General features: G+C 67.1%; 20 protein-coding genes and 1 other RNA gene. 9 read left to right on the top strand and 12 right to left on the bottom strand.

Annotated features, from left to right (window positions below):
* Nucleotides 1-43: 43 nt before the first annotated feature.
* Genes KIH27_RS20135 through KIH27_RS20125 form a run of 3 tightly spaced genes read left to right on the top strand, consistent with a single transcriptional unit; the run spans nucleotide 44 to nucleotide 2889 of the window.
* On the top strand, nucleotides 44-742 hold the full coding sequence (locus KIH27_RS20135) for a hypothetical protein (RefSeq protein WP_214094747.1): 699 nt from the start codon (nucleotides 44-46) through the stop codon (nucleotides 740-742).
* Nucleotides 739-1863: a hypothetical protein gene (locus tag KIH27_RS20130; protein WP_214094746.1), complete on the top strand. Its 1125-nt coding sequence runs from the start codon at nucleotides 739-741 to the stop codon at nucleotides 1861-1863. Before KIH27_RS20135 ends, KIH27_RS20130 begins: the two co-directional genes overlap by 4 nt.
* A gap of 27 nt (nucleotides 1864-1890) precedes the next feature.
* A complete protein-coding gene (locus KIH27_RS20125) occupies nucleotides 1891-2889 on the top strand; it encodes a hypothetical protein (RefSeq protein ID WP_214094745.1) in 999 nt (332 codons plus the stop codon).
* Nucleotides 2890-2946: 57 nt separating this feature from the next.
* On the opposite strand, the gene KIH27_RS20120 is transcribed toward KIH27_RS20125, so the two are convergent.
* The gene (locus KIH27_RS20120; RefSeq protein ID WP_214094744.1) at nucleotides 2947-4500 is read right to left on the bottom strand and encodes a VWA domain-containing protein; all 1554 of its coding nucleotides are present in this window, start codon (nucleotides 4498-4500) and stop codon (nucleotides 2947-2949) included.
* Nucleotides 4501-4681: 181 nt separating this feature from the next.
* On the opposite strand from KIH27_RS20120, the gene KIH27_RS20115 reads away from it, so the two are divergent.
* From KIH27_RS20115 to KIH27_RS20105, 3 genes are all read left to right on the top strand, one after another.
* Nucleotides 4682-5185 (top strand): hypothetical protein, encoded by a 504-nt coding sequence (locus tag KIH27_RS20115; RefSeq protein WP_214094743.1) that lies wholly within the window; start codon nucleotides 4682-4684, stop codon nucleotides 5183-5185.
* Between the two features lie 105 nt (nucleotides 5186-5290).
* Nucleotides 5291-5626: a hypothetical protein gene (locus KIH27_RS20110; RefSeq protein WP_214094742.1), complete on the top strand. Its 336-nt coding sequence runs from the start codon at nucleotides 5291-5293 to the stop codon at nucleotides 5624-5626.
* Nucleotides 5623-6126 carry a hypothetical protein gene (locus KIH27_RS20105; protein ID WP_214094741.1) on the top strand — a complete coding sequence of 168 codons (504 nt, stop codon included), beginning with the start codon at nucleotides 5623-5625 and terminating at the stop codon, nucleotides 6124-6126. Before KIH27_RS20110 ends, KIH27_RS20105 begins: the two co-directional genes overlap by 4 nt.
* Nucleotides 6127-6376: 250 nt before the next feature.
* Here the strand turns inward: KIH27_RS20105 and KIH27_RS20100 are convergent, their stop codons facing one another.
* The 4 genes from KIH27_RS20100 to KIH27_RS20085 all read right to left on the bottom strand — a co-directional run bounded on the left by KIH27_RS20100 (nucleotide 6377) and on the right by KIH27_RS20085 (nucleotide 12783).
* On the bottom strand, nucleotides 6377-7258 hold the full coding sequence (locus tag KIH27_RS20100; RefSeq protein WP_214094740.1) for a CHAP domain-containing protein: 882 nt from the start codon (nucleotides 7256-7258) through the stop codon (nucleotides 6377-6379).
* An 87-nt stretch (nucleotides 7259-7345) separates the two neighbouring features.
* Nucleotides 7346-7609, bottom strand: a complete 264-nt coding sequence (locus KIH27_RS20095; RefSeq protein WP_214094739.1) for a WXG100 family type VII secretion target — start codon at nucleotides 7607-7609, stop codon at nucleotides 7346-7348.
* Between the two features lie 38 nt (nucleotides 7610-7647).
* Complete coding sequence (locus KIH27_RS20090; RefSeq protein WP_214094738.1) at nucleotides 7648-12087, bottom strand: FtsK/SpoIIIE domain-containing protein; 4440 nt, start codon at nucleotides 12085-12087, stop codon at nucleotides 7648-7650.
* Nucleotides 12088-12783, bottom strand: a complete 696-nt coding sequence (locus tag KIH27_RS20085; protein ID WP_250150454.1) for an RDD family protein — start codon at nucleotides 12781-12783, stop codon at nucleotides 12088-12090. It abuts the gene before it with no gap.
* Between the two features lie 304 nt (nucleotides 12784-13087).
* Here KIH27_RS20085 and KIH27_RS20080 point away from each other — a divergent pair, with 304 nt between their 5' ends.
* Nucleotides 13088-13522, top strand: a complete 435-nt coding sequence (locus KIH27_RS20080; RefSeq protein ID WP_214094737.1) for a VOC family protein — start codon at nucleotides 13088-13090, stop codon at nucleotides 13520-13522.
* Nucleotides 13523-13631: 109 nt separating this feature from the next.
* Nucleotides 13632-14025, top strand: a transfer-messenger RNA (tmRNA) gene (gene ssrA / locus KIH27_RS20075).
* Nucleotides 14026-14164: 139 nt separating this feature from the next.
* Here ssrA and KIH27_RS20070 read toward each other — a convergent pair.
* From KIH27_RS20070 to KIH27_RS20050, 5 genes are all read right to left on the bottom strand, one after another.
* On the bottom strand, nucleotides 14165-15139 hold the full coding sequence (locus KIH27_RS20070; protein WP_214094736.1) for a hypothetical protein: 975 nt from the start codon (nucleotides 15137-15139) through the stop codon (nucleotides 14165-14167).
* A gap of 111 nt (nucleotides 15140-15250) precedes the next feature.
* Nucleotides 15251-15496, bottom strand: a complete 246-nt coding sequence (locus KIH27_RS20065) for a hypothetical protein (protein WP_214094735.1) — start codon at nucleotides 15494-15496, stop codon at nucleotides 15251-15253.
* Between the two features lie 117 nt (nucleotides 15497-15613).
* Entirely contained in the window at nucleotides 15614-16843 is a 1230-nt protein-coding gene (locus KIH27_RS23085; RefSeq protein WP_214094734.1) for a hypothetical protein, read from the bottom strand.
* Nucleotides 16844-16983: 140 nt separating this feature from the next.
* The gene (locus KIH27_RS20055) at nucleotides 16984-18333 is read right to left on the bottom strand and encodes an alkaline phosphatase family protein (protein WP_214094733.1); all 1350 of its coding nucleotides are present in this window, start codon (nucleotides 18331-18333) and stop codon (nucleotides 16984-16986) included.
* Between the two features lie 62 nt (nucleotides 18334-18395).
* Nucleotides 18396-19205 (bottom strand): cellulase family glycosylhydrolase, encoded by an 810-nt coding sequence (locus KIH27_RS20050; RefSeq protein ID WP_214094732.1) that lies wholly within the window; start codon nucleotides 19203-19205, stop codon nucleotides 18396-18398.
* A gap of 324 nt (nucleotides 19206-19529) precedes the next feature.
* On the opposite strand from KIH27_RS20050, the gene KIH27_RS20045 reads away from it, so the two are divergent.
* A complete protein-coding gene (locus KIH27_RS20045; RefSeq protein WP_214094731.1) occupies nucleotides 19530-20135 on the top strand; it encodes a heme-binding beta-barrel domain-containing protein in 606 nt (201 codons plus the stop codon).
* Nucleotides 20136-20144: 9 nt separating this feature from the next.
* Here KIH27_RS20045 and KIH27_RS20040 read toward each other — a convergent pair whose 3' ends face one another.
* On the bottom strand, nucleotides 20145-21476 hold the full coding sequence (locus KIH27_RS20040) for a PPE domain-containing protein (RefSeq protein ID WP_214094730.1): 1332 nt from the start codon (nucleotides 21474-21476) through the stop codon (nucleotides 20145-20147).
* 49 nt (nucleotides 21477-21525) lie between these two features.
* Nucleotides 21526-21951: hypothetical protein (locus tag KIH27_RS20035; protein WP_214094729.1), on the bottom strand; the 426-nt coding region annotated here is incomplete at its 5' end.

Here is a 21951-nt window from a genome sequence, read left to right as displayed (position 1 = left end):
TCGGCACCTCGTTGCTACGACGCTATGACACCGCCCAGCCTTGATGGAATTCACGTTCTCGTTCGAGTGGATGGGATCGTTGCTGACGGTCTTCTTCGTGGTGCCGTGGTTGCTGTCACTCGTGGTGGCGTTTCCCGCCGATGCGCTGCTGATCGCACTGTGCGTCACTGCGACCGATAAGGCGGTTCGGGGTGAAAGCGTCCGTGTCTCGGAGGTTCTCGCCGCCGCGCGCAGCAGAATGTCCGCCGTCTGCCGTCTGACGGCGGCCTACTACGCGTGGTTCGTCATCACCGAGATCGTCGTCTACGGTGTGCTCGCCGCTGCTGTGCTGGGAATCGGACCGAGTGCTCTTGTGCTGCTGGCGCCGATAAACTTCGCCATCTTCGCCCTGGGCATCTTGTTCAGTCTTGCGCCGATCGTCCTGGTGGTCGAAGGCCGCGGTGTCGTGGACTCGTTCAGGCGCGCATGGGATCTGGCGAAGACGGCTTGGCCGCGCCTGATGGGAATCCATCTCCTGTGGGCGCTGTGCGTGCTGCCGTTGATCGCCATCCCGATGGTCGTCGTGATGTTCACCCTCGGGTGGCTCGGGGTGATGATCGCGTTCGCCGCCGCGTTCGCATTCCTACTCGCTTATTTCCGCGCCCTGCAGATGCTGATCTACACCGACCTGCGGATCCGACAGGAACGCTACGATGCGGAACTCTGCGAAGCCTGGAATCGCAACACGGGGGCGGCACGATGAACCCCCACGAAGAGCCGTCATACCCCGGTCCCTCGCCGGTTCCGGCACGGGGATTCCAACTCGATACGAAGGCACTGACCGTTGCCGGTGTGGCCATGGGGGTGACGCTCACACTCTGGCTTCTGCAGCAGGGGCTGACCTCGATGGCCGGCGGCGCCGGATCGATGATCATGCTGTTGTTGCTCGCCGGGGGTGGGGGATACGCCTACTTCCGCGGCCGCAATCCGGCGCAGGCCCACAGTCTCGAGGCGCGGGTGCAGCAGTTCACGCAGAACGCCGCAGGTCGGATGTCGGCCGCCGGCGCTGTGGTGACCGCGCCCGCCCAGCCGACAGCCCCGACTTCGTGGAACCCTTCCCCGGCACCGCAATTCCGCACCATCGGGACGACGACAGCATCCCCTGGGACCGATGGACTGGTCAGCGCAGCGTTGCTGCTTCCCAGTGTCATCGCGTACGCATGGAGGTACGGGTCCACCGGTTTCAGCGATCCGTGGCAACCATGGTGGATCCTCACCAGCCTGCACCTGTACTTCGTCGTCTGCGTGGCGGTGCGCGCCCGCACCGCCGGCCGACGACCGCTGGCGATCCTGCTGGGGTTGGTGGGCACTGCGCTGATCGGGTTGGCGAACAACCCGTCTGACGACGTCAACCTGATGATGATGTTCTCCACCAAGCGGTACAGCTACGGTGTCGCCTACCATGCGCCGCCATCGCCGGAGGTGATGATGTGGATCTACCGGGCACCACTGCTGGCGACCCTGATCTTCGTCGCCGCCTGGGGCATCGCCCGCCGCCGTTCGTCGGGGTGGGTGCTCGGACTGATCCCGGCCGGACTGCTGGTGTGGTGGTCGATTTACGGTGCCGAGCACTCATACGCCTGGCAGGGTAGCTGGTTCCGGCCCTGGATGCTGTCAGTCGGGGCGTTCGTCGGGGGCTGCGTCTGCTGTTGGCTGGCCGAACTGCTGACATCCACCGGTCGGCCGAACATCGGCGTTGCGTCGTATCCATCGCCCGGTGGACAACCGGGCACCCATGCTGATTACCGCGACCAGGCCGCCCGACATTTCCCGGGCCCTGAGCAGACGTACGGACCGCCCGGCGGTCAGGGCGGATTCGGTTGATCGGCAGCGGGTCTCGGAGGTAGAGCGATGACGGAACGCTTCAACGCCCCACCGGGGTGGCCGGTACCGCCGGGTTGGTCACCGCCGGCGGGCTGGGAGCCGGACCCGGCGTGGCCACCGGCACCAGTGGGCTGGCAATTCTGGCTGGACGATCAGCCGGGCTACCACGTCGACCATGAAACCGCATTCTCGTACCCGACCGTCGCGGAATCACGTCCGGCGTCGGCCGGTGGCAGGCTCCCGCTGATCCTGGGCGGCATCGGAGTGGCGGTGCTGGTCGCATTGGCCGGCGGCGTAGCACTATTCGTGTTTGGTCGCGGTGGCACTGTCGGCCACGTCAGTCCCGACGATCAGTGGACCGAGACGTCCAAGACCCTTCTCGCTCCCGCGCCGACGGTCCTTCCGGCGGGCGCGGTCGAATGCGGTGTCAGTGCCACCGGCACTTATCGGGGAGCCGCGCGGGGCACCGACACGACATCGTGCCCGTTCGTTGAGAACGTCCGCGACGCGCTCAACATCGCCGGCGGCCAGGTCCCGACCGTGGTCGATGCGTACAGCCCGGTCACCGGCAAGCACTATCAGATGAGTTGCGCGATGGAGCAGGTGATCACCTGCCGAGGCGGCGTCAACGCGGTCGTCTACGTCTACGAGAAGGACGCGCCGGCCGCTGCGCCACCACCGTCCGTCGACCCCCTGCTGTCCACGCAGTGGAGTGGACACGGCCGGGCCATGAAGCTGGAACCGGACGGCACTGGAACGGTCGAATTCGCCTCGGGTGCCGGCAATTCGGAGAAGTGGAACGTCACCTGGACGCAGCAACCCGGCGGGCTTTTCGACATCACCGCGGTGTCGCAGATCTCGCAGTTCGGCGACGGAACCGGAATCGGTGTGGGCACCCGATGGTCGGCCCGGTTCGGGCAGGAACGGGGCTTCACCGTGCTGCGGATGGTGAAATCCGTTGAACCGGACTGGGAATTCTCGATGTGCACCGCAGAAGCCCAGATGCAGAGTGTGTGCGGTGCCTGAACGCCGCCGGTGACAGCGCAGCTGTCCGCGCCCAACGGCGCCGCGCACCGATTGCCGCTACGGAACGGGTGTGTACTCGAAGCGGTAACCGGTCGACGAGAACGTGAAGCCGTTGCCGGTGGCATCGTTGCGACAGGAGACACCGATCCGCTGAACGTTGCAGGTGAATCCGGATGCGGACAGGGTCTGGCCGTACTCCAGGGTCCGGGAGTGATCGGGGTTGACTCCGTCGAGGCGATAGAAGTGGGCGTCGCCGGTGGAATCGAAACGGGCCGACTGGCTGTCGACGAGGATGGTGTTCGGCGCGGTCGGTCGCTGGTCGTCGTTGCTCGGAACCAGGGGAGTTCCGGCTACCACGAAATCCTTGCCGTTCGGCCCGTTGCACCCGGCCTCGGCCTTCAGAATCCCGCACACCCATTTGCCGCTCGGCGTCACGAAGTAGTAGCCGTACCCCGTCGAATCCGCGAACGGTGATGCATCGACCGGAACCGGTGCGGGCGGTGCTGGCTCAGCCGCCCTGGGTGCACACCGACAGAGGACGATGGTGCCGACCGTGCCGGCGACGGCCCCACCGGACTCGGAGTAGGCGTCGGCAACGATCCGGTATCCAGAACCGGTGGCGGGGTCGGCGGCGAACGTCAGCTGGTAGCCGCCGTGGCCGTCGCTCTCGGTCTTGACCGCGTCACCGTAGAGCTCGACGGCTCTGCTCAGCGGCGTGCCCGGTGCGACTCCGTCGATGGTGCGACCGCCGTCGTGCGGTGCGATCGAGTCGAGGGTCCCGTCGACGAAGCCGAAGTCGCAGTCGCGGTAGACGACCACGACGGAACCCGTTGCCGATGCGTCGGGGAAGTCGGGGTGCGCGCTGCGGATGGCAGGCAGGTCCGTGCCGAGGGTGAGGTCCCCGATGCCGTTCGCGGACAGTGAATTCTGAGCTTGGTCGAGGTCGCGGGTCGCCAGTAGGCGGGCGGACAGTTGGCCGGCGTTCTGGGCTGTCACGAACAGCCCGCCGGTAACCTCCGCGATGCAGCGCAGCTGATCGCCGGCAGTGCCGTCGGTCTTGAAACCGACCGTCGAGATCGTGATGTTCGGGTATCGGTGCACGGCCTCCCGGGCGGTGTCACACGGCGGTGCCCCACAGGTGTCCTCACCGTCGGAGACCAGGATGATCGACTGCGGCATGTCACCGACCGGCAGTTGCGACACCGCGGTGCGCAGCGCCAGATCGATCGGCGTGTAACCGGACGCCCGCAGCCCCGCGATCTGCGCGGCCATCTGCTGATGGTTCACCGGCCCCATCGGGATCAGGACTTTGACGTCCTGGCAGCCGGCGGGCTTCTCCGCTTCGGCGGAACCGGTGCCGGTGCCGTAGGCCAGCAGCGCCGCCGCGGTGCCGTCGGGCAGGCCGTCGATCAGTTCCTGTGCGGCGTGCTTGGCCGCGTCGATCCGTGGTCCGGGTGCATCGGTCTCATTCATCGACCCCGAGGCGTCCAGGATCAGCACGGTCGGCACCGGCGCCTGACCCGTGGTCCGAGCAGCGTCACGCACGTCGCCGTTGCAACCGGACACCAGCACAGCGACCGCTATCAGCAACGGCCACAACCGGTTGGCCATGATTGCGGACCCTACAAGCGGGCTTTCGCCGGCGCAGTCGTCCGAACGACCGACAGCGGTGACGCTCGCGCGAGCCGGCGCGGGTCGGACGTTCGTATGATTCCGGCTTCAGCGCGTGGGAAAGCGCGTGTTCGCGGCCATAATTCGCACAGGTGGTCCGATCCGGACCTGATCGACGGCGATGGGAACTTCTGTGGTCAACGGTGATCTGTCAGCGAATGATCCGCGCCAGTGGGCGAATCCGGGTGCCGGCCACCCCGCCCCGCCGATGCCGCCCGGGGTGCAACCCCCGCCGGCGATCTTCCGCGGAACCGAGACGCCGCCGTGGCTCGATCCCGGCCGGCCCGCACCAGTGCGCCCGGATCAACCCGCATCGGCAGCCGGGAATTTTCAGCACCCCGCAGGGCAGGCACCGCCCGGAAACGCACCTATGGGGCAGGCGGATCCATACTGGTCGGGGTCGACGCCCTACCCGATGGCACCGCCGGCGCAGCCGGCACTCGGTGGCATCACCAAGGCGGTGGTGGTCGTACTGGCATTCGTGACGTTCGCCCTGTTGCGGTACGCGTTTCCGTCGGTGCCCAAGGCACTGCTGATGGGTTTCGCGGCCGTTGTCCTGGGCGTCGGCTATGGCCTGTACCGCAAAGCGGTCGGCGGGCCGCAGGGTACGGAACCGCCGGCGTAGTGCACGGACTCCGATCGGCGTTGTCGGTCAAACGGGTGATACCGGCCCGGCGGTTTGCGGGGCTAGCGTGAGGGCACGAAAGTTCCCGGACGTAAGGCGAGGTCAATGGCGATCACGTACGCGCACAACGGAATCTGGCTGGGGATCGGCGCGGCACTGTTTGCGGGGATGGCGACGGAAAACGTCGCTGTCGCCGTCATCGCGGGTGTTGCCGGCGCCGTGGCCGGTGTCTACGCGATCCGGGCGATCGAGAGGCTGATCGACCGCGGCGTGGAGGCAGGATTCACGGCCGTCAGCGGAATAGTGCAGAGACGGACGTCGCCGCCCGGGGCTCCGCCGCAAAGCGGCCTGCCGTACGCACAACCCGGGCAACACCACGAGTGGGGGCCGTACCCGCCCGTACAGCAGTGGCCGTCGAGCGAGTCGGGTTCGCCGTCATGAGCGCGATCATCATGTTCGCGGCCTTGTTCGGGATCTGCTGGCTTTACGTCGTCCTCAAGACAAAAGCCAAACAGAACATCTTCTTCCGCGGTCAGTACGAGCGGGAGAAGGCGCTCGTCGGGCGCAATCTGGTCCTGACGACGACGGCGCCGATGCGGGACGTCCAACTCAGCCTGGCGCAGTACATCCCCGATGACCCCTCCGCGCGGGCGGCGTTCCTCGGCGGCGCGATGCGGGTGACGATGGAGAGCCCGACCCGAATCATCTACAAGTACATGAGCAAGATCACCACCCACCGTCAAGGGGACGAGTTCACCGCTAGCATCGATTTCACGCCGATCGATGCACGCAGCCTGCGGGCGGAAGTCAGCATCGACAAATGGCGGGAGAACTTCGGGGTGACCCGGCGGGCGGGCATCGACGCGATGGAGAACTTCATGAACAACGTCGTCACCGCATTTCGAGCGGTGGATCCGGCGACACAGGTCGGCAGCGCGTAAAGACGACGGCTGGCCTGGCGTCGTTCGGGGAGAACAACTTTCGACTGTCGGCTGCGCGTTCGACCAGACGCTGAGTCGGGATTCGTCGAGGATCCGCGCCATCAACAGCGGTTAGCCCGAAGGCCGAGTCCCGCAGCGACGCAGGCGGAAGCGCCTGACCAGCTTCGGTGCCGTGACCGGGTGATGCGTCCGGAAGCAGGCCCAGCCTCAGCCGCCCGAGGGCTTGCCGTCTGTTTTGGGGTGCCCGATCTCAGGGGGCGATAACTAGAGGAGTCGTTTTGCCCTTGTACTCCTTGTTCCCGTTGAAGGTGTAGGTGCCGTCAGCGTTCGAGTGCCAGACCCGATCCGTTCTCACGGTGCCGGCGACCGGCGTATAAGTCGTGGACCCCGGGGGTACGACATTCATCTCGCTGACCCGGAATGAGCCGTCCGGGTAGATCTCCTCGACGATCATCACGTGGCCGGGGCTGCCGGGTTCTGAGACGATCGCACCGAGCGAGGGTGGAGTGCTTGCTGTGCCACCCATTCTCCCGGCCATCTCACCGCCGTTGCCGGTGCCGGTACCGGCGTTGACACGCCATGGCAAACCGAGTTCCTTACGGCGCCAAGCAGCCCACGATGTGCACTGGCCGGCAAACGCTCCCATGCCGTCATTGTGGCCATCTGGAGCGCCGACTTGCTTCAAGTACGCGTCGCGGCCACCGCCTTGTGGCTCGGCTACGCCCGGCCCGCCCTGCGATGATGCCGGAGTTTGTCCGCCGCCGTTGTTCGACCCGTTCTGCGCCGCCGAATGGACCTCGCTCGTTCCGGGCGCAACGGCTCGTCCGGCGCTGCTCGTCGCGCTACTGATGGATCCTCCACCGGCCGCACTCGCCTGATCCTGCTCGTCGGCGTTGCGGATCAGCACGTCGGCCGCAGCGCGCAGTGTTTTGGCGGCCGCGTTGATCGACGTCCTGGAGTGGCTCTGCCACTGGCTGCGGAACATGGTGGCGTCGTTGCCGCGCCAGAACGCGGCATTGCCGATCATCTTGCTCAGTCCGGTCGAGGATTGCTGTAGCTGATCTGCGGAGCGGGTGAATTGCTTTGCCAGTGACCGAAGCTGGTCGACGTCTGCGCCGATTGCGCCTGCCATGGGGTCCCCTCGTCTGGTCGGGGCCGACGGGCCGCGCGCACCCGGTTGATCCGAGGTGCGCGCGCCCGCGAGCCGTCGGGCTGCGTACTAGCTGCTCGCGCTGTCCTGCTGAGATGCGTTCTTGGTGGCGGAGTTCGAGGCATCGCCCAGCGCGGTTGCCACATTCTTGAGCGCCGGCACATGGACGGACTGCCAGTCGTTCTTGAACCGCGTGGCGTCGGGCCCCTGCCAGTTGACCGAGGTCACCGCAGACGTCAACTGCGAGATGATGCCGGTGATGGTGGACGATTCGTTCTTCAGCTTGCCGGCCAGTTGCCGCAGCTGATCGGTATCCGCGCCTTTGAATGCCATGTCTACTCCTATGTTTGAGCGGTTGATTCGAGTCGATCTCAGATGACCGGTTGCGCGACCTGCAGCCACACCCCCTTACCGCGTTCCACGAGAATCCCGCGCCCGGGTGGGAACTGGGTGCGGTGGACCGCCCCGATCGAGGTGCTCAGCAGCCCGTCGGTCTCGATGCCGTTGGGCCACAGCACCAGTCCGCGCCGGGACGCCTTGAACGGTTGGGCCAGTGCCCAGGCCTGCCCCCAACTGGAAACCTCGGACTCGCCGACAATGAAGGCGGTGCTGCCCAGTCCCTTGACTAGATCGACCAGGGTGTTCTCGGCATCGGTGCCGCCGAAGTCGCCGACGCCTTCGATCATCACCATGAGTTCGGTTCCGGGAGTGTGGGTGCTGAACAAGCGATCGACCAGTTCGGTCACCGCATCCTGTCCGGCGGCCTTCTCGGTCCAGACCCCGGCACCCGCGATCGTCGACGGGGTGGTTGCAAGGTGCACGATGCGAGCGTCCGGATGCTGCCGACGCATCGCCTGGGCCAAGGTCACCAGCGCGGTGGAGCGCCCGCTGCCGGGTGGACCGGTCAGCATCAGCACCCCGGAGGTGCTGACCCCGCACGGTGCCAGCGATTCGTCGGCGATGCCGATCACCGCGGTGCCCACGGTGGTGTCAGCCGGCAGTGCATCGAGTTCGATGTGTTCGGACAGCCGTTGGATCGGTGCCGGGGGAACGAATCCGGTGTCGCGCATCCGCTGTGCCAATTGAGCGATCGCACGCGCTTGCACGGCGACGTTGGCGTCACCGCCGAACACGCCGACCTGGATCTCGAGGTCGCCGAGGACACCCCGCCCCGGCGGGGATTTCGCGGACAGGATGTCCTTGGGCACCCCGATCATCAGGTAGTCGTCGTCGGCGGCAAGTCGCAGTACGAGCCGCTGCTGGATGGTCGATGCCAGCGATGAGGGGATGGCGGCCGGACGATCCGCGGTGATCATGACGTGGATTCCCACCATGCGGCCGTCGGACGCCAACTGGCTGAACATGGCGAAAAGCGGTGAATGTCCGACGAATTCGTACTGATCCCGGAAGGCGCCGATCGAATCCAGCAGGAGCAGTACCCGTGGCTCGTCGGCGTCGGTGGATGCCCGGTACTCGGTGATGGTGGAGGCGTGGGCGGCGGTGAACCGTTGGGAGCGCTCATCCAGCAGGGCGATCAGCCGGCGCAGTACCCGGCCGATGCCCTCTTCGTCGGCGCCGTCGATGACGGCGACCACATGTGGCAGCGCCTCAAGGATTCGCAGCCCACCGGAGGAGAAGTCGATGGCGTAGACGTGTGTGGGGCCGGCATCGGGGTTGAGCGCCGCCGTGATCGCCAGGGTGCGCAACGCCGTCGACTTACCCGACCCGCCGGTGCCGATGATCGCCATGTTGCCGGCGGTGTCCGGGGAGAAAGTACCCACGGGCTGAGCCTGATCGCCCGGGGTGTCGCACATGCCGATCACCAGTTCAGCGGTGGCGCTGTGCCGGTTCAACGCCTCCAGGGCGTAGGTCGGCGCCAGGGGCGGCAGCCACGGCTTGCGGGGAGGTGGGACGTTCAACTGCTGAGTGGCGGCGTTGATCGTGTCCACAACGCGGGTGATGTCGGTCGGCCCGGACGGTTTCTGGGCCGGTTTCGCCGCCGCGGGATTGAGCCAGGGGCGACGGCGTCCGAACACGAACTCCCACATGTCGATCGGCGTCTGCTCGGGTTCGTCGCTGGTGCGGCCGCCGGCGTAGGCGGATTGGAAGGTCGTCAACCGCCCCGGACCGGTCTTGGCGACCGCGCGACCGGGTATCTCCGGCGGGAAGTATGCGGCCTGAGGATCGTCGATCACGTCGATGGAGTCCTCGACGTCGTTGAGCCGCAACGCGATCCGCAGGTTGGTATTGGCCCGCAGGTTGTCCTTGATGACACCGGCAGGCCGCTGGGTCGCCAACACCAGATGCAGGCCGAGCGAACGGCCGCGCTGCGCCACATCGATCACCCCGTCGACGAATTCGGGAACCTCACCGGCCAGCGCCGCGAACTCGTCGACGATGATGACCAGGCTCGGGGGCGTGTCGGGATCACCGGTCTGCTCCAGGGAGATCAGATCCTTGGCGCGCTTGAGGTTCAGCAGATGCTCCCGGCGGCGGATCTCGGCGCCCAGCGACGTCAGCGCCCGGCGCACCAGGTGCGGGGACAGGTCGGTGACCAGGCCGACGGTGTGCGGCAGTTGAACGCAGTCGGCGAAAGCCGCGCCACCCTTGTAGTCCACCAGGAGGAAACTGACTCGGTCCGGGCTGTGCTCGGCGGCCATCCCGAGAATCCAGGACTGCAGGAACTCACTCTTACCGGAACCGGTGGTGCCGCCGACCAGTGCGTGGGGCCCGTGCTCCCGCAGATCCAGATACAACTCGCCGGACCCGGTCGAGCCCACCAGTGCCCGCAACGTCGCCGGCTTTCCGGACGTTTGATGCGGTTCGCCGTTACGCGCGAGCACTGAGTTGTTCGCCAGCCACTGTTGGATGACGGCGGTCGGCTGGGACGCCAACCGAGGTCCGGCCAGGCCCAGATACGACACCGACCGTGGCAGGTCCGTGTCGTCGTCGACGGCGGCGCCCGCATCCACCACCGGTGCCAGTAGCAGTGCCACCTGCCGGGCGTCGGCGACTTCGATGCTCTCGCAGGCCACCGGCACCGTGTGCCGGCCATGCCGCACCTGACCCACGGATGCGCCGTCGGATGCGTTCTCCACCAGCACGAAGGTCCGGCATGCCGCGGGCAGACTGGTGACCTGGGCAGCGACCCAGACGACGTAGACACCCACCGCACCACCCTGTTCGGCCAGCCGGGTGAGGCGGGGCCGATCGATCGGGGCGGTGTCGTCAACCAGGACGAGTATTGCGGGGGTGACGGTCTGAGCTCGGGTGTCGTCGGCGACGCCGGGTTCGATGTCGCCGAATGGGTAGTCGGTCTTCGTGCCACCGACCGACTTGCGCTGTTTGACCAGTTCTTCCAGCCGCGACAGCAGCCCCAGGCCACCGTTGGCGCTGTCGGTCAGATGATTTCCCGACAGCGGGCTGTGCCCGGATCCGGTGTGCGGCAGCCATTCCAGCCATTGCCATGATGCCCGGGACTGCGGGGAGGCGAATGCGGTGACGGTCAGATCGGCCGGGGAGTGCAGTCCGATCAGCTGCATGACCACACCTCGGGCCACGCCGTCCACGACACTGCGGGGCCCGCAGATTCCCAGCGCGCCGGATTCGCGGAGATCGGCGACGATGGGAACGTCGGTGACGTCGGCGAACTGCTCCTGCAGGTCGTGAAGCTGCGCTACGTAGGCGGCCTCGGCATCGTCGGCGTCGGATGACTCGATCCGGCACCGCGACCGGGTGTCGCCGAGACCGAGTCGCGCAGTGAGGAATCCGGGATGCTCCGGCCGGTGCGTCCACAGCAGCGGCCCCAGTCGGTGGATCGCCTCGACTACCTCCGCCAGCGCAGGCGCCTCGGCCAGCCGGACCGCACGTTCGACCTGCTGGGTGTCCGCCAGCTTGCCGGCCAGTGCACCCAGGGCATCAGTGAATGTGCGAACCTGCCGGTCGTGCTTCTTACGGGCCTGCACCTTGGTATCGATGTAGGAGCCCAGCATCAGCAGGGGGCTCAGCGCGACGAACGCGATCGACATCAGGCTGCGGGTTGCGGCGAACAGTGCGAGCCCCATGATCAGCGGGGCGAGCATCGAGATGATCGGGAAACTGGCGGGTTCGAGCGGGTGCGGCGGCTTGGGCGCGGTGAACTTCTGCTCGGAGAATCGAGTGACCACGCGGGGGGAGCGGTTGAATTCGATTGCGATGCTGTCGCTTCGGTTGGCCCCGGGGCGCACCGTGGGCAGGATCGCCACACCGGTGTTGGCCAACTGCACGGTGTCGGTGGCGCCGACCAGGGCCCGTTGGGCAGCCTGCCCCTCGATGCGCAGACCCGTCGGCCCGGCAAGGCTGGCGATCTCGATGCTCTCGCCGATCGACAGGGCGGCGTGGACGTCGAGAATCCCCGGGTCGGGAAGTACGACATCGTTGGCCCACCCGGCGCCGATCGTCGAATTGCCGGCGGGGAGTGGGAATTCCATCCCGGCGTTCGGGCCGTCCAGGACGCGAAGCACCGCAATGGTCCGGCCCTGTCGTCGTTTGCGCGGTACGGCGGCGGCAGCGGCGACGCTGATCATCGCGCCGGAGTGCAGACCGGAGTCGATCAGGCTGCGTGACGGGTCCAGGAGGCGACCGGACGTGCCCTTGGTGCCGGACGCCTGCTCCAACTTGATCGTCAGACCTCCGCCCCGAGCCTGATTCGGTTCGGGGTCTCCGAGTGCGAGCGCCTGAGCCAGATCCGCCACCGAGGCGGTCGCGTCGGCGGTGATCGCCACCTGCGCCTTGCTGCCGTTCGGGCGATGGAGGATGAACTTGGCCTGCATCTAGCCCCGCCTCGTGGTCGGTAGCGGAATCGGGGAGTGCACGCGGTTGATGCCGCGGTCGGCGGCGGCGACGGTGTTGCGGCGCAGGGTGCGCTGCGGGCGTTCACCCAGTGGGTTGGCGCCGACGGTCACGTCGATCACCCCGAGGCCGGTGACCCGATCGTGTAATCCGGCCCGGCCGTGAGAGTCCGGGGTCATCGGCAGTGCAGTGAATCCGAGGGTGACGGCGAAGACGGCACCGCGCAGCAGCGTGCGTCCGATGCCGGGGCGACGGAGGTCGTCGGCGCCCACCAGTCGCAGACCCAGGACGGCTTTGCCGAATGTCGCGCCGGTGAGCCCCTGCCAGATCTGCAGGAACGTCCACACCGCGAGGAACGCCACCGGCATGACCACGTAGACCACCGCCGTCACACCGAGGGTTGCGGCCGCGATCGACAGTGGCAGCGCCGGACTGACCATGACCGCCAGATCGAGGAGGAATGCGCTGCAGCGGACACCGACGCCGGCGGGCTGTATCCGGTCGGACGGCTGCGCAGGGACCGGGGCCGGAGTGCGAGCGAGGGCCGGTGCTGGGTTCGACGGTGCGGCGCGGGGCGGCAGGGAGTGGCCGCAGACCGGGCAGAATCGGGCGCTCGGGGCGATGCCGGAACGGCACTGCGGGCAGGATGCCCCGGTGCTGTCCGACTGCGCTGGCATCGAGATCTCCGTCCGCCCCGTTTAGTGTCCTGACCGATGGCCGCTGCCGGTCGCATCGGATGACGCCGGACGCAGGACGCCCCCGGCGGGATTTCCGCACTGCCGAAAACGGTAGTGATCGAGGCGTGGGCGCACAGTCGCACGAACGTATGATTGTCGGCTTCCCGCTCCGCCGGTGCCGAGACGCTCGGATGCCGGTATCGGCGTTGGCGCGCAGCGGTTCTCGCGTGCGGAGGTCGGTTTAGGATCGAGTCAGCCCGCGGGCCGGCCCCGGTCCACGGCGCGGGCGGACAGGAGTCAACAGATGAGTGAGGGCCAGACCACCCCCGGCATCAGCGGTGTCCACCACCTTTCGCTGACGGTCACCGACGTCGAAGCCAGCGCCGCCTGGTATCAGCGGGTGTTCGATCTGCAGCGGCTGCCGGTGACGTTTCCCCACCACGACGCCGAGCAGACCGGTTATGCCGTGCTGCTGGTGGACCCGGTGTCGGGGCTGGCGATCGGGTTGCACGTCAACACCGCCAACGACGGCAAGGCGTTCGACGAGGCCCGCACCGGCCTGGACCACGTGTCGTTCCAGGTCGCGACCCGGGCGGAACTGCAGCAGTGGGTGGACCGGCTGGCCGACCTCGGTGTCGAGCACACCGGCATCCGGGACCTGGCCGAGCCGTTCCCGTTCGCCACGGTGGTGTTCCGCGACCCTGACAACATCCAGTTGGAGCTCATCGCGCTGGGCTGAGCGGCGGCCTGTTCGCCCGCGGGGAAAAGGTGTCGCGGTTTGTCACCGGCGGCCGCTACCATGGGGTGTCTCGTCGAAACGGCGGGATCGCGCAGAAGATGAAGGACAAGGGGCTGAAAGGTTTCGACTGCGTGTGTCGAATCAAGGGAAGCGTGCCGGTGCAGGCAGGAGACCACCGTAAGCGTCGCTGTAACCAAGTAAGCGCCAAGGTTGCACTTACTCCGGCTAAGGTCGCTCTTCAGAGCGACTTCGCTCTCGCTGCCTAAGTAGCGAAGCGGGCCTGTCAGACCGGGACCGCCCTCGGCCCGGACCCTGGCATCGACTAGAGGGATCAACCGATACGTCCGGTCGCGGGATGTGTCGGGACACCAACAGCGACTGGGATCGTCATCTCGGCTTGTTCGCGTGACCGGGAGATCCAAGTAGAGACACAGCGAACTGCGCACGGAGAAGCCTTGAGGGAATGCCGTAGGACCCGGGTTCAATTCCCGGCAGCTCCACCAGTATCAAAGCAGGTCAGAGGCTATAAGCCCTGGCCTGTTTTGTTTTCCTGCAATGGGCCCGCTGCACGGACGGGTGATAGATCAAACTGTTGCCCATCCGCGCAGCCGCTCCAGTTGTGGGCCCGACAGCGAGAGGTTGTCAGGCATCTCTTAACGCACGGGTGGCGTCGTGAGCAGCTTTGAGTGTGTCAGCGGTCTGCAGTTGGTCGAGCAGCACCCATAAGCGGTTGGCTCGGTATGGTGCGCCGTTTGGGATCGGTTCAAAAGGTGGCAGTTGGGCTCCGAGGTCGTAAACCACGTGGGGGCGTTCAGTCCGGGGTGACTTCTTCAGCTTCGGCCACCGTTGGAGCAAGGACGGCACCACCTCCGCGTGCTTGACGCGGTAGATTCGCTGCACTGCGCCTGACCACCGGAACGCCAAGAAATTGGGGGGTTCCGTGGTCCATCCGTTAGTGCCGAACGGGTGAAAGTAGCATTTTGCCTTCGTGATGTATTCGAGGAACGTGTACTTTCCGCCGTCAGCAGGCATCTCGTTGTTAATCGCGACGCAGTACGTCCAGCTGTCTTCGATTCGACGCACTCGAACCACTTCCTGTAGATAGGCGCGGAACTCTTCAAGCCAGAGCCGCTCTTGGCCCCGCTTGCCATGTCGCGCGGACGATATGTCGGCCAGCACATCTCCCCATGCCAGGTGTCGGACGGCTACACCATCGATATCGCTGGGTAGCTTCATCGCCGCGAGTTCGGGCGAGGCTTGGGAAAGTGTGATCAGGACCCCTGCCCCTGGTCCCTTCGTTATTCTCCGTGCGTAGCGGCGTAGTTGCGCCTTCTCAGGCAATCCCCAACCGCGCTTGGCCTCGATGATCAGCAGTGCGTCGGGAAGACGAATCTCAAGGTCGGTTCGGCCATCCTGGTCGCGGACTTCTAGCGCGAGCGCCATCTTTCCCCAGGAAGCCTTACCGGCCTCGGGCCAGACCCGTTGAAGCAGTGTCTTAGCCATTACCGGAGACCGACTCAGTGCGAAGGCCAAGGCTGCGGTCAGGTCATTTTCGTCCCGTCCCACGAGATCAAACACCGACGTTACGTCGGTACCGTGCCGCTTCAGTTCCGCCATGTTGGCCGCCGCCCCGCTACGTCCTCGCCGCCCGGCCCGGTGATCGAGTGGTACCTGTGGGACTCCAGCCCGGGGTGAGCCGGGCCGTTGTCCCGCGACATGGTGGAGTGCTCACGAATCAAGGAGATCGTCACGCGGCGAAACGCGGCCAGCGGCGGTGTCGGCGAGGCCGCGCAACAGAGATGCGCGTAACACGTCGTCTGCCCAGATCAGGAGCTCACGCCGGGGGACTGACGCCATCGGGGTGAGCAGGATTTCCCCGCGTGCGCTTCGGGACACCAGGAATCGATCGTCGCGATGGACGCCCGTGTGGCCGAGGGAAATCCGGGCACGGGCGTCCGCGGTCACCTCAGCCACCGGCCTGAACGCTGCTGTCTCGGGCATGCGACGGCCCTCCCTTCCCTGACCAGTGTGCCCGAGAGCGACAGGCGGGGAGTGATCGCAGACCGCACTACCGCGGCCGGCGAGAACCGATCAGAACGTCACCAGGGCGTGGTCGAACAAGCCCAGCCCGTTGAGCAGGTCATCGACGGTCGCGCTGCCCGCGCCGGTGCCGCTCAGCAGCCCGTCGAGGCTGTCGTTGAGCACGCCGGTGCTGTTCAGCCCGCCGAGCAGCGAGTCCAGGCTGGTGTCGTCCAGGCCCAGCGAACCCAGCAGTCCGCCGATCGTCGCGCCGGACGGGATCAGACCGGCACCGAGCAGGTCGCCCAGCGTGGTGTTGTCCAGCCCCAGCCCGCTCAGCAGCTGGTCGGTGCTCATGGTCAGCGGCAGGGTGCCGAGCAGCTGGTCCAGCGTGGCGTGGCCGAACCCGAGGGCGTCCAGGGCGCTGCTGACGTCGACGTTGCCGATCCCGGCGTTCGGGTCGCTGAGCAGCGTCGCCAGCCCGTGGAACACGGACTCGTCGCTGAGGCCGGCGAGCTTGAGCAGCCCGCCGACGGTGGTCAGGTTGGTGACCCCGATGAAGTCCAGGAACTTGGTCAGGAATGCGTCGCTCGCGCCGAGGTCGCCGAGCACCCGGCCGATCTGGACGCCGCTGAGTCCCAGCCCGCTCACGACGTCGCCGAACGTGACGTCGTTCAGGCCCGGCACGGCGCTGCCCAGCGCGGTGAGGATCGGCGCCAGTGCGCTGAGCTTCTCATCGCCCAGCCCCAGGCCGTCGACCAGGTTGTCCACCGACACGCCGCCCAGGCCCAGGCCGTTGACCAGGTCCGTCGCCAGGGTGCCCACCTGCACGCCGCCCAGCCCCAGGCCGTCGGCCAGGTGGCCGATCGTGACACCGTCCAGGCCGAGCCCGCTGACCAGGCCGTTGAGCAGCGGCGCCAGATGCGTGTCGGTGAGGCCCAGGTCCCCGACCAGGGTGCCGAGCGTGGCCTTGCCCAGACCGAGGCCGTCCACCAGGCCCGGCAGCAGGGTGCTCAACTGGTCGTCGCCCATGCCCAGGAAACCGACGATCTGCGCCAGGGTGAGGTGGCCCAGACCGAGCATGTCGGCCATCGGGCCGAGCGGGAACAGCCCGACGCTGAACGGGTTCTCGTTGATGATCGCCAGGCCCAGGTTGATCGTGTCGCCGGCCGCGGCGGCCGTGAGGTGGACCGCTCGTTCCTGAAGATCGGGTAATTGCAGAGCCATCGGGGTCACGCTGACCAGAGCTGCACCGACGATGGCGGTACCTGCGGTGATGTACGGACGGGCGGCCAGCTGCATGGGTTCCTCCGGGTCGAGTGGTCTGCTGCGACCTGAGACGCTACCCGAATAAATCGCAATAGAAAACATAGAGATAATTAATCTAATGCGTACTCAGCCCAGCGATTTCCAAGGAACGTGGAACGTTTCGCCGGCCGGGGTCAGGCGGAGGCGTCGAGCAGCGTCGACACATCCAGCAGCGGCGGGTCGATCGGTGCGATGACACCCGCCCCGGTCAGGTGCGCGACCTCCTGGGCCAGTGCCTCGGTCGCGCCGACCATCAGACCGCCACTGAATTTGACGAACTGCTGCACACCCTCGGCCAGCCCGCTGACCAGGAAGATGTCCTGGTCAACGATCGTCTGCAGGTACTGGCTGGCCTCGGTGACGAACTGGTCGAGGAAGTACGGGATGGACGTGAAGACCGTGCGGATGGCAAGCGTGATGTCGTCGCCGATGTTGGGGTAGCCGATCAGGGAGATCGCGTCCTTGAGCGCCTGCTGGAGATCGACGGGGTCCACGATGCTGTTCAGGATGCTCGGGTCGGTCATCGAAACGCCGTCGAAATCCGACCGCATCGGGGCTCCGAACAGGGCCAGGATCGTCGGCGTGATGTCGGCGATGGAGTAGTTCAGGTTCTGGCCACCGTCGTGGGCGTGCTCGCCGGCCTGATCGAAGATGACGAACTGTGATGTCTCGTTGGGCGATTGGAAGCCGTGGCCGAAGCCCAGCGACTGCTGGTGGCCGTGGTCGGTGGTGATGATGACCGTCCAGTCGTCGCCGGTGGCCTGCTCGGCCTGGTGTACCGCGGCCAGGATCTGCTGGATGTTGGCGCCGACGTTGATGACGGCCTGCGCGTATTCGCTCGACCCGCCGCCGAACCCGTGGCCGGCCTCGTCGACCTGCACCTGGTAGGAGAACAGGAAGCTGGAGACGTCCGGGTTGGCCGCGGTTCCCAGAATTTTGGCGATGGTCTCCGCGGTGACCTGCGCGTCGGTGTCGGCCCAGCTGTTCTCGAAGGGGACGAAGACGTTGTGGTCGGCTCCGGTGCCGCCGGCGGCGCCGATGCCGTTGATGTAGTCCCAGTCGGCGATCACCGAGGTATCGATGTCGGGGTTGTAATGCTCCAGCAGGTTGAACACCGTCGGCCAGTCCTTGTACGGGTCCGGGGTGAACAGGTTGTTGATCACGCCGTGTTTGTCGTCCCACACCCCGGTGAGGATCGTCGACCACGACTGACCGGAGATCGTGGTGTGGCCGACCTCGTTGGCGGACCCGGTGATGCCGTTGTCCATCGCCGTCTTGAACCCGCTGCCGTCGCCGGCGGCGTACTCCAGGATCTTGTCGAGGTTGGTGCCGTCGGTGCCGATCAGCAGCACGTGCTCGGCGGCGAGCATCCACTCCAGCGTGGCCGGACTCAGGTAGGCCAGCGGGGCTCCGGTGGCCGCGCCGGTTCCGGCGATCAGACCGGCGATGGCCGCACCGCACAGGGTTCGCTTGAGTGTTGTCACGATCGGTTGTCCTCCTGGCTCGAAGTCGACTGGGCTGCGGCGCTACCCGGCGCCGACCGGGTTCACGGTGACGCTGACGGTTCCGGTGCCATCGGAGGCGATCGGAAGACACCGTTCTCGAACGACCAGCCGTTCGGGATGCCGGCGATTGCCTGCGGGTGGGGGAGCGCGAGTGTGGAGACGATCGCGTCGTCGACGTTGTCGCCGACCGGCGGCTTGGTGGTGTCGTGCACCAGTGAGCCCGCCTCATCGGTGTAACCCCAGTACAGCCAGCCGAACATGTGCGGGTTGATCGAGTTCAGCTGGCTGCCGATGACGTCGGTGTTGTGCGTCGCGCCGAACTCGGTGACCATGCCCGGGATGTGGTGGGCGTCGACGTAGGCCTGGGCGCCGGATTGGATCCAGCCGTCGTACAGCGAGCAGCCGGTGTCGCTGCCGCCGAGGAGCATCGACGTCAGGCAGTAGTCGTGGAAGGCGAAGACGGTGTTGTCGTCATCGACCGTGCCCAGTCCGGTGCCGTCGACACCGTCGCCAATCAGGACCCGGTCCGGCGACCAGGAGTTGATGAAGTCGATCGTCGAGGCGTTGGCCGGGTTGTTGATCCAGGCCTCGACGCTATCGTGTAGCGGCGTGTACACCCACTGGTTGACCAGCGCGGTCAGGTCCGGATCGCCCAGTGCGAACGGGGTGGCCTCGGCGCTGGCGGCCCACTCGGCGGGGTTGAACAGATCCGCTACCCAGCCCAGCGGATCGGCCGACGCGGCCGGGGCGGCCAGCGGGGTCAACGCCAGCGCCCAGGATGCCGTCGCGGCCAGGCCCACCCTGCGAGCAGTGGTCCGGGGGTTCGGGCGGCTGGCGTCGTTGTCGGCCATTATGAGTGTGATCTCGCTCTCGTCGTTGAGGGTGAGGTGGCGCACATCAAACTGTCAATTGGCTATGAAGTAAAGCACAGTGTCCTGATCGTGTGAACGTTTAGTGAGAAATCGGCTCGTAACGGCTGTGGAATGACCGTGTTTAGGCGCTGAGTGGACGCTCCAAGTGCTGGTGGCTGACCGGGGCGCGCCGTAGCCGCGAACGTCTGCGGTCGCGGGCGTAGCCGACTAGCATTTCGAGCTATGCCGGTTGGGCTGTCGGGACCCGGATCTCGCCTACCGCGCAGCGTCAACCCCGTCGATCAACCGTGAGGAGCACCAGCTATGGCCGAAATCCTGGGACCGCAGAAACTCGGACCGCTCACGCCGCTGGTCGGCGAGTGGGAGGGCAACTGCGGCGTCGACTTCTCATTCCACAACAAGGACGGCGGAACCGGGGAGACCGGCTACTTCGAGAAGGCCTGGTTCAAGCCGATCCACACACAGGAGAACGGCCAGCAGACCCTCGAGGGCCTGACCTATCAGATGACCGCCTGGCGGCACGGCGAAGAGGACATGGACCCGTTCCACGACGAGGTCGGATACCTGCTGTGGGAGAAGAAGACCGGCATCGTGATGCGCACCGTGGTGTTCGGCCGCGGCATCGCGATCCTGGCCGGCGGGCAGGCCGAGCCGCGGGACAAGAAGATCGAGTTCACCGCGACGCCCGGTGATGCGAACTACGGCATCCTGCAGAACGAATACCTGTCCGAGCGCGCCGAACTGATCAGCTTCAACGGGCACTTCGCGTTCAACGACGACGGGACGTTCAGCTACGACCAGACGCTGGTGCTCAAGCTCGCGGCGATGGGCGGCAAGGAGATGAACCACACCGACCGCAACACGCTGCATCTGGTCAAGCGCTACCACCCCAGCGTCGAAATCTCCTGAGCCAGACCGTCATCGGGGATCGGGCGGATTCCCGGGCCAGGTGTCGGGCAGCAGCGGCACGTGTGGCCCGGCGACCCGGGTCAAGCCCACTGATCGGGCGGTCTTGCTGCGCGCCGTCCCGGTGAAGCCCAGTGGGCCGGCGCCGTGGGGTGAGGCGGCCGGATCTGCGTTGCCGTCCCGCTCGGTGAAATCGGCGTGTAGATCCAGGGTTTCGTCGCTGAACTGCTGCGACTCCGCTCGCCGTCGCCGGCGGGCGCGGCGCTGTTCGCGTGCCGGCGACGGTTGCCCGGCTGCAGCCGCCGCCGCGATGCCGGCCGCCGGGGCATCGCCGTGCTCGCGGTCGGTCAGCGTCGGCCCGAAGCCCTCGGCGTAGCTGCCGGAGACCAGATAGCCCAGCAGCTCCGTGCCGGCCATCGGCACCGGCGGACCCGCATTCGCCGAACTCGTTGTGCCGGACGAGGTTCCAGCGGATGCGGTGGCGGGACCGCCGATGCCCACCGCGACCAGGGCGGGCTCGTCGGCCGGGGTGCGCACCGCGACGGGCGCCGGCTGCGGGATCGCGGGCTCGGCCACCGGCAGCTCCGGCTCGACCGGCGGCTGCAGGGCGGCGATCAGCTGGCTGATGCCGAAGATCAACAGCGGCAACACGATCGGGATGCGGACCGGGATGGTGATGATGAACAGCACCGTCGACCAGAAGATGATGTTGTAGACGATGAACCAGAACCAGCGATTCGCCTCATCGAGCGGGTCGGTCGGATTCGACGAATCATCACCCGGCCCGCTGCCCTCGGGTGCATTGCCGGTGCGGATCACCGGCGCCGCACCGGTGCGGGACGCCGAGGCCAGCACGGCTCCCGACACGGCGTCGTAGGTCGCCATCACGACCGCCGCCTGCATCCACATCCGGACGTAGTCGGCCTCGTTGAGCGCGATCGGAATCGTGTTGACGCCGAAGAAGTTCGTCGCCACCAGCAGGCCGTGGATGGTGCGGTTGGCCGCCAGTTCAGCCGGGGTGGGCATGCCCGCCAGCGCCGTGCTGTACGCGGCAGCGGCCGCATCATGCCGGGCGGCGGCCCGGGCACTGTCGTCGCCGACGGCGGTGAGCCAACCCAGGTAGGGGAGATGCGCGGCGGCGTAACTCTGCGCGGCCGCGCCCGCCCACGACGTGGCCGCGACCGCGCGCAGTGTCGCGGTGAGTTCGGCAGCCGCCGCGACGTATTCGGCGCTCAGCGCCGCCCACGCGGACGCCGCCGCCAACAGCGCACCCGGACCGGGACCGCTGTGCAGCGCCGTCGCATGCACCTCGGGCGGTGATGCGATCCAGGCAGCCGACTCCACGTGAGTTAGCTTAGCCTAACGCAACTTGCGCGGTGTTTCGGGTCAGAACTCAGAACGAGGTACCGAACGCGGTCGACCCGGCCGCCCCTGTCACCCCGGCCTGGCCTGCCGAACCGGTGTTGCCGGCACCGCCGTCGGCTCCATTGAGACCCGATGCACTGCCGTTCACGTTCAGGCCACCGGCACCCGCGGCGCCGCCGGAACCCGCAGCCCCGCCGGAACCCGCGGTGCCCGCGGCGCCGCCGACGCCAGGGTGGTAAGTGCCGCTGATGTCGCCGGTCTTACCCACACCGCCGGTGCCGCCGTTGCCGGCGTTACCGCCGTTGCCGCCGTCACCACCCGCTCCGCCGTTCCCGCCGGTGCCGGCAGTACCGGCGTGCCCACCGCCACCGCCCGCGGCGCCCGCGTTGCCGCCGACCCCGCCGAGCCCGCCGGCACCGCCGCCACCGCCGGTGGCGCCGACACCGCCCGTGCC

This window comes from Mycolicibacter acidiphilus (assembly GCF_018455725.1).
GTDB lineage: Bacteria > Actinomycetota > Actinomycetes > Mycobacteriales > Mycobacteriaceae > Mycobacterium > Mycobacterium acidiphilum.
Note: the sequence above shows the minus strand (reverse complement) of the source record. Positions and strands in the feature narration are given on the sequence as shown.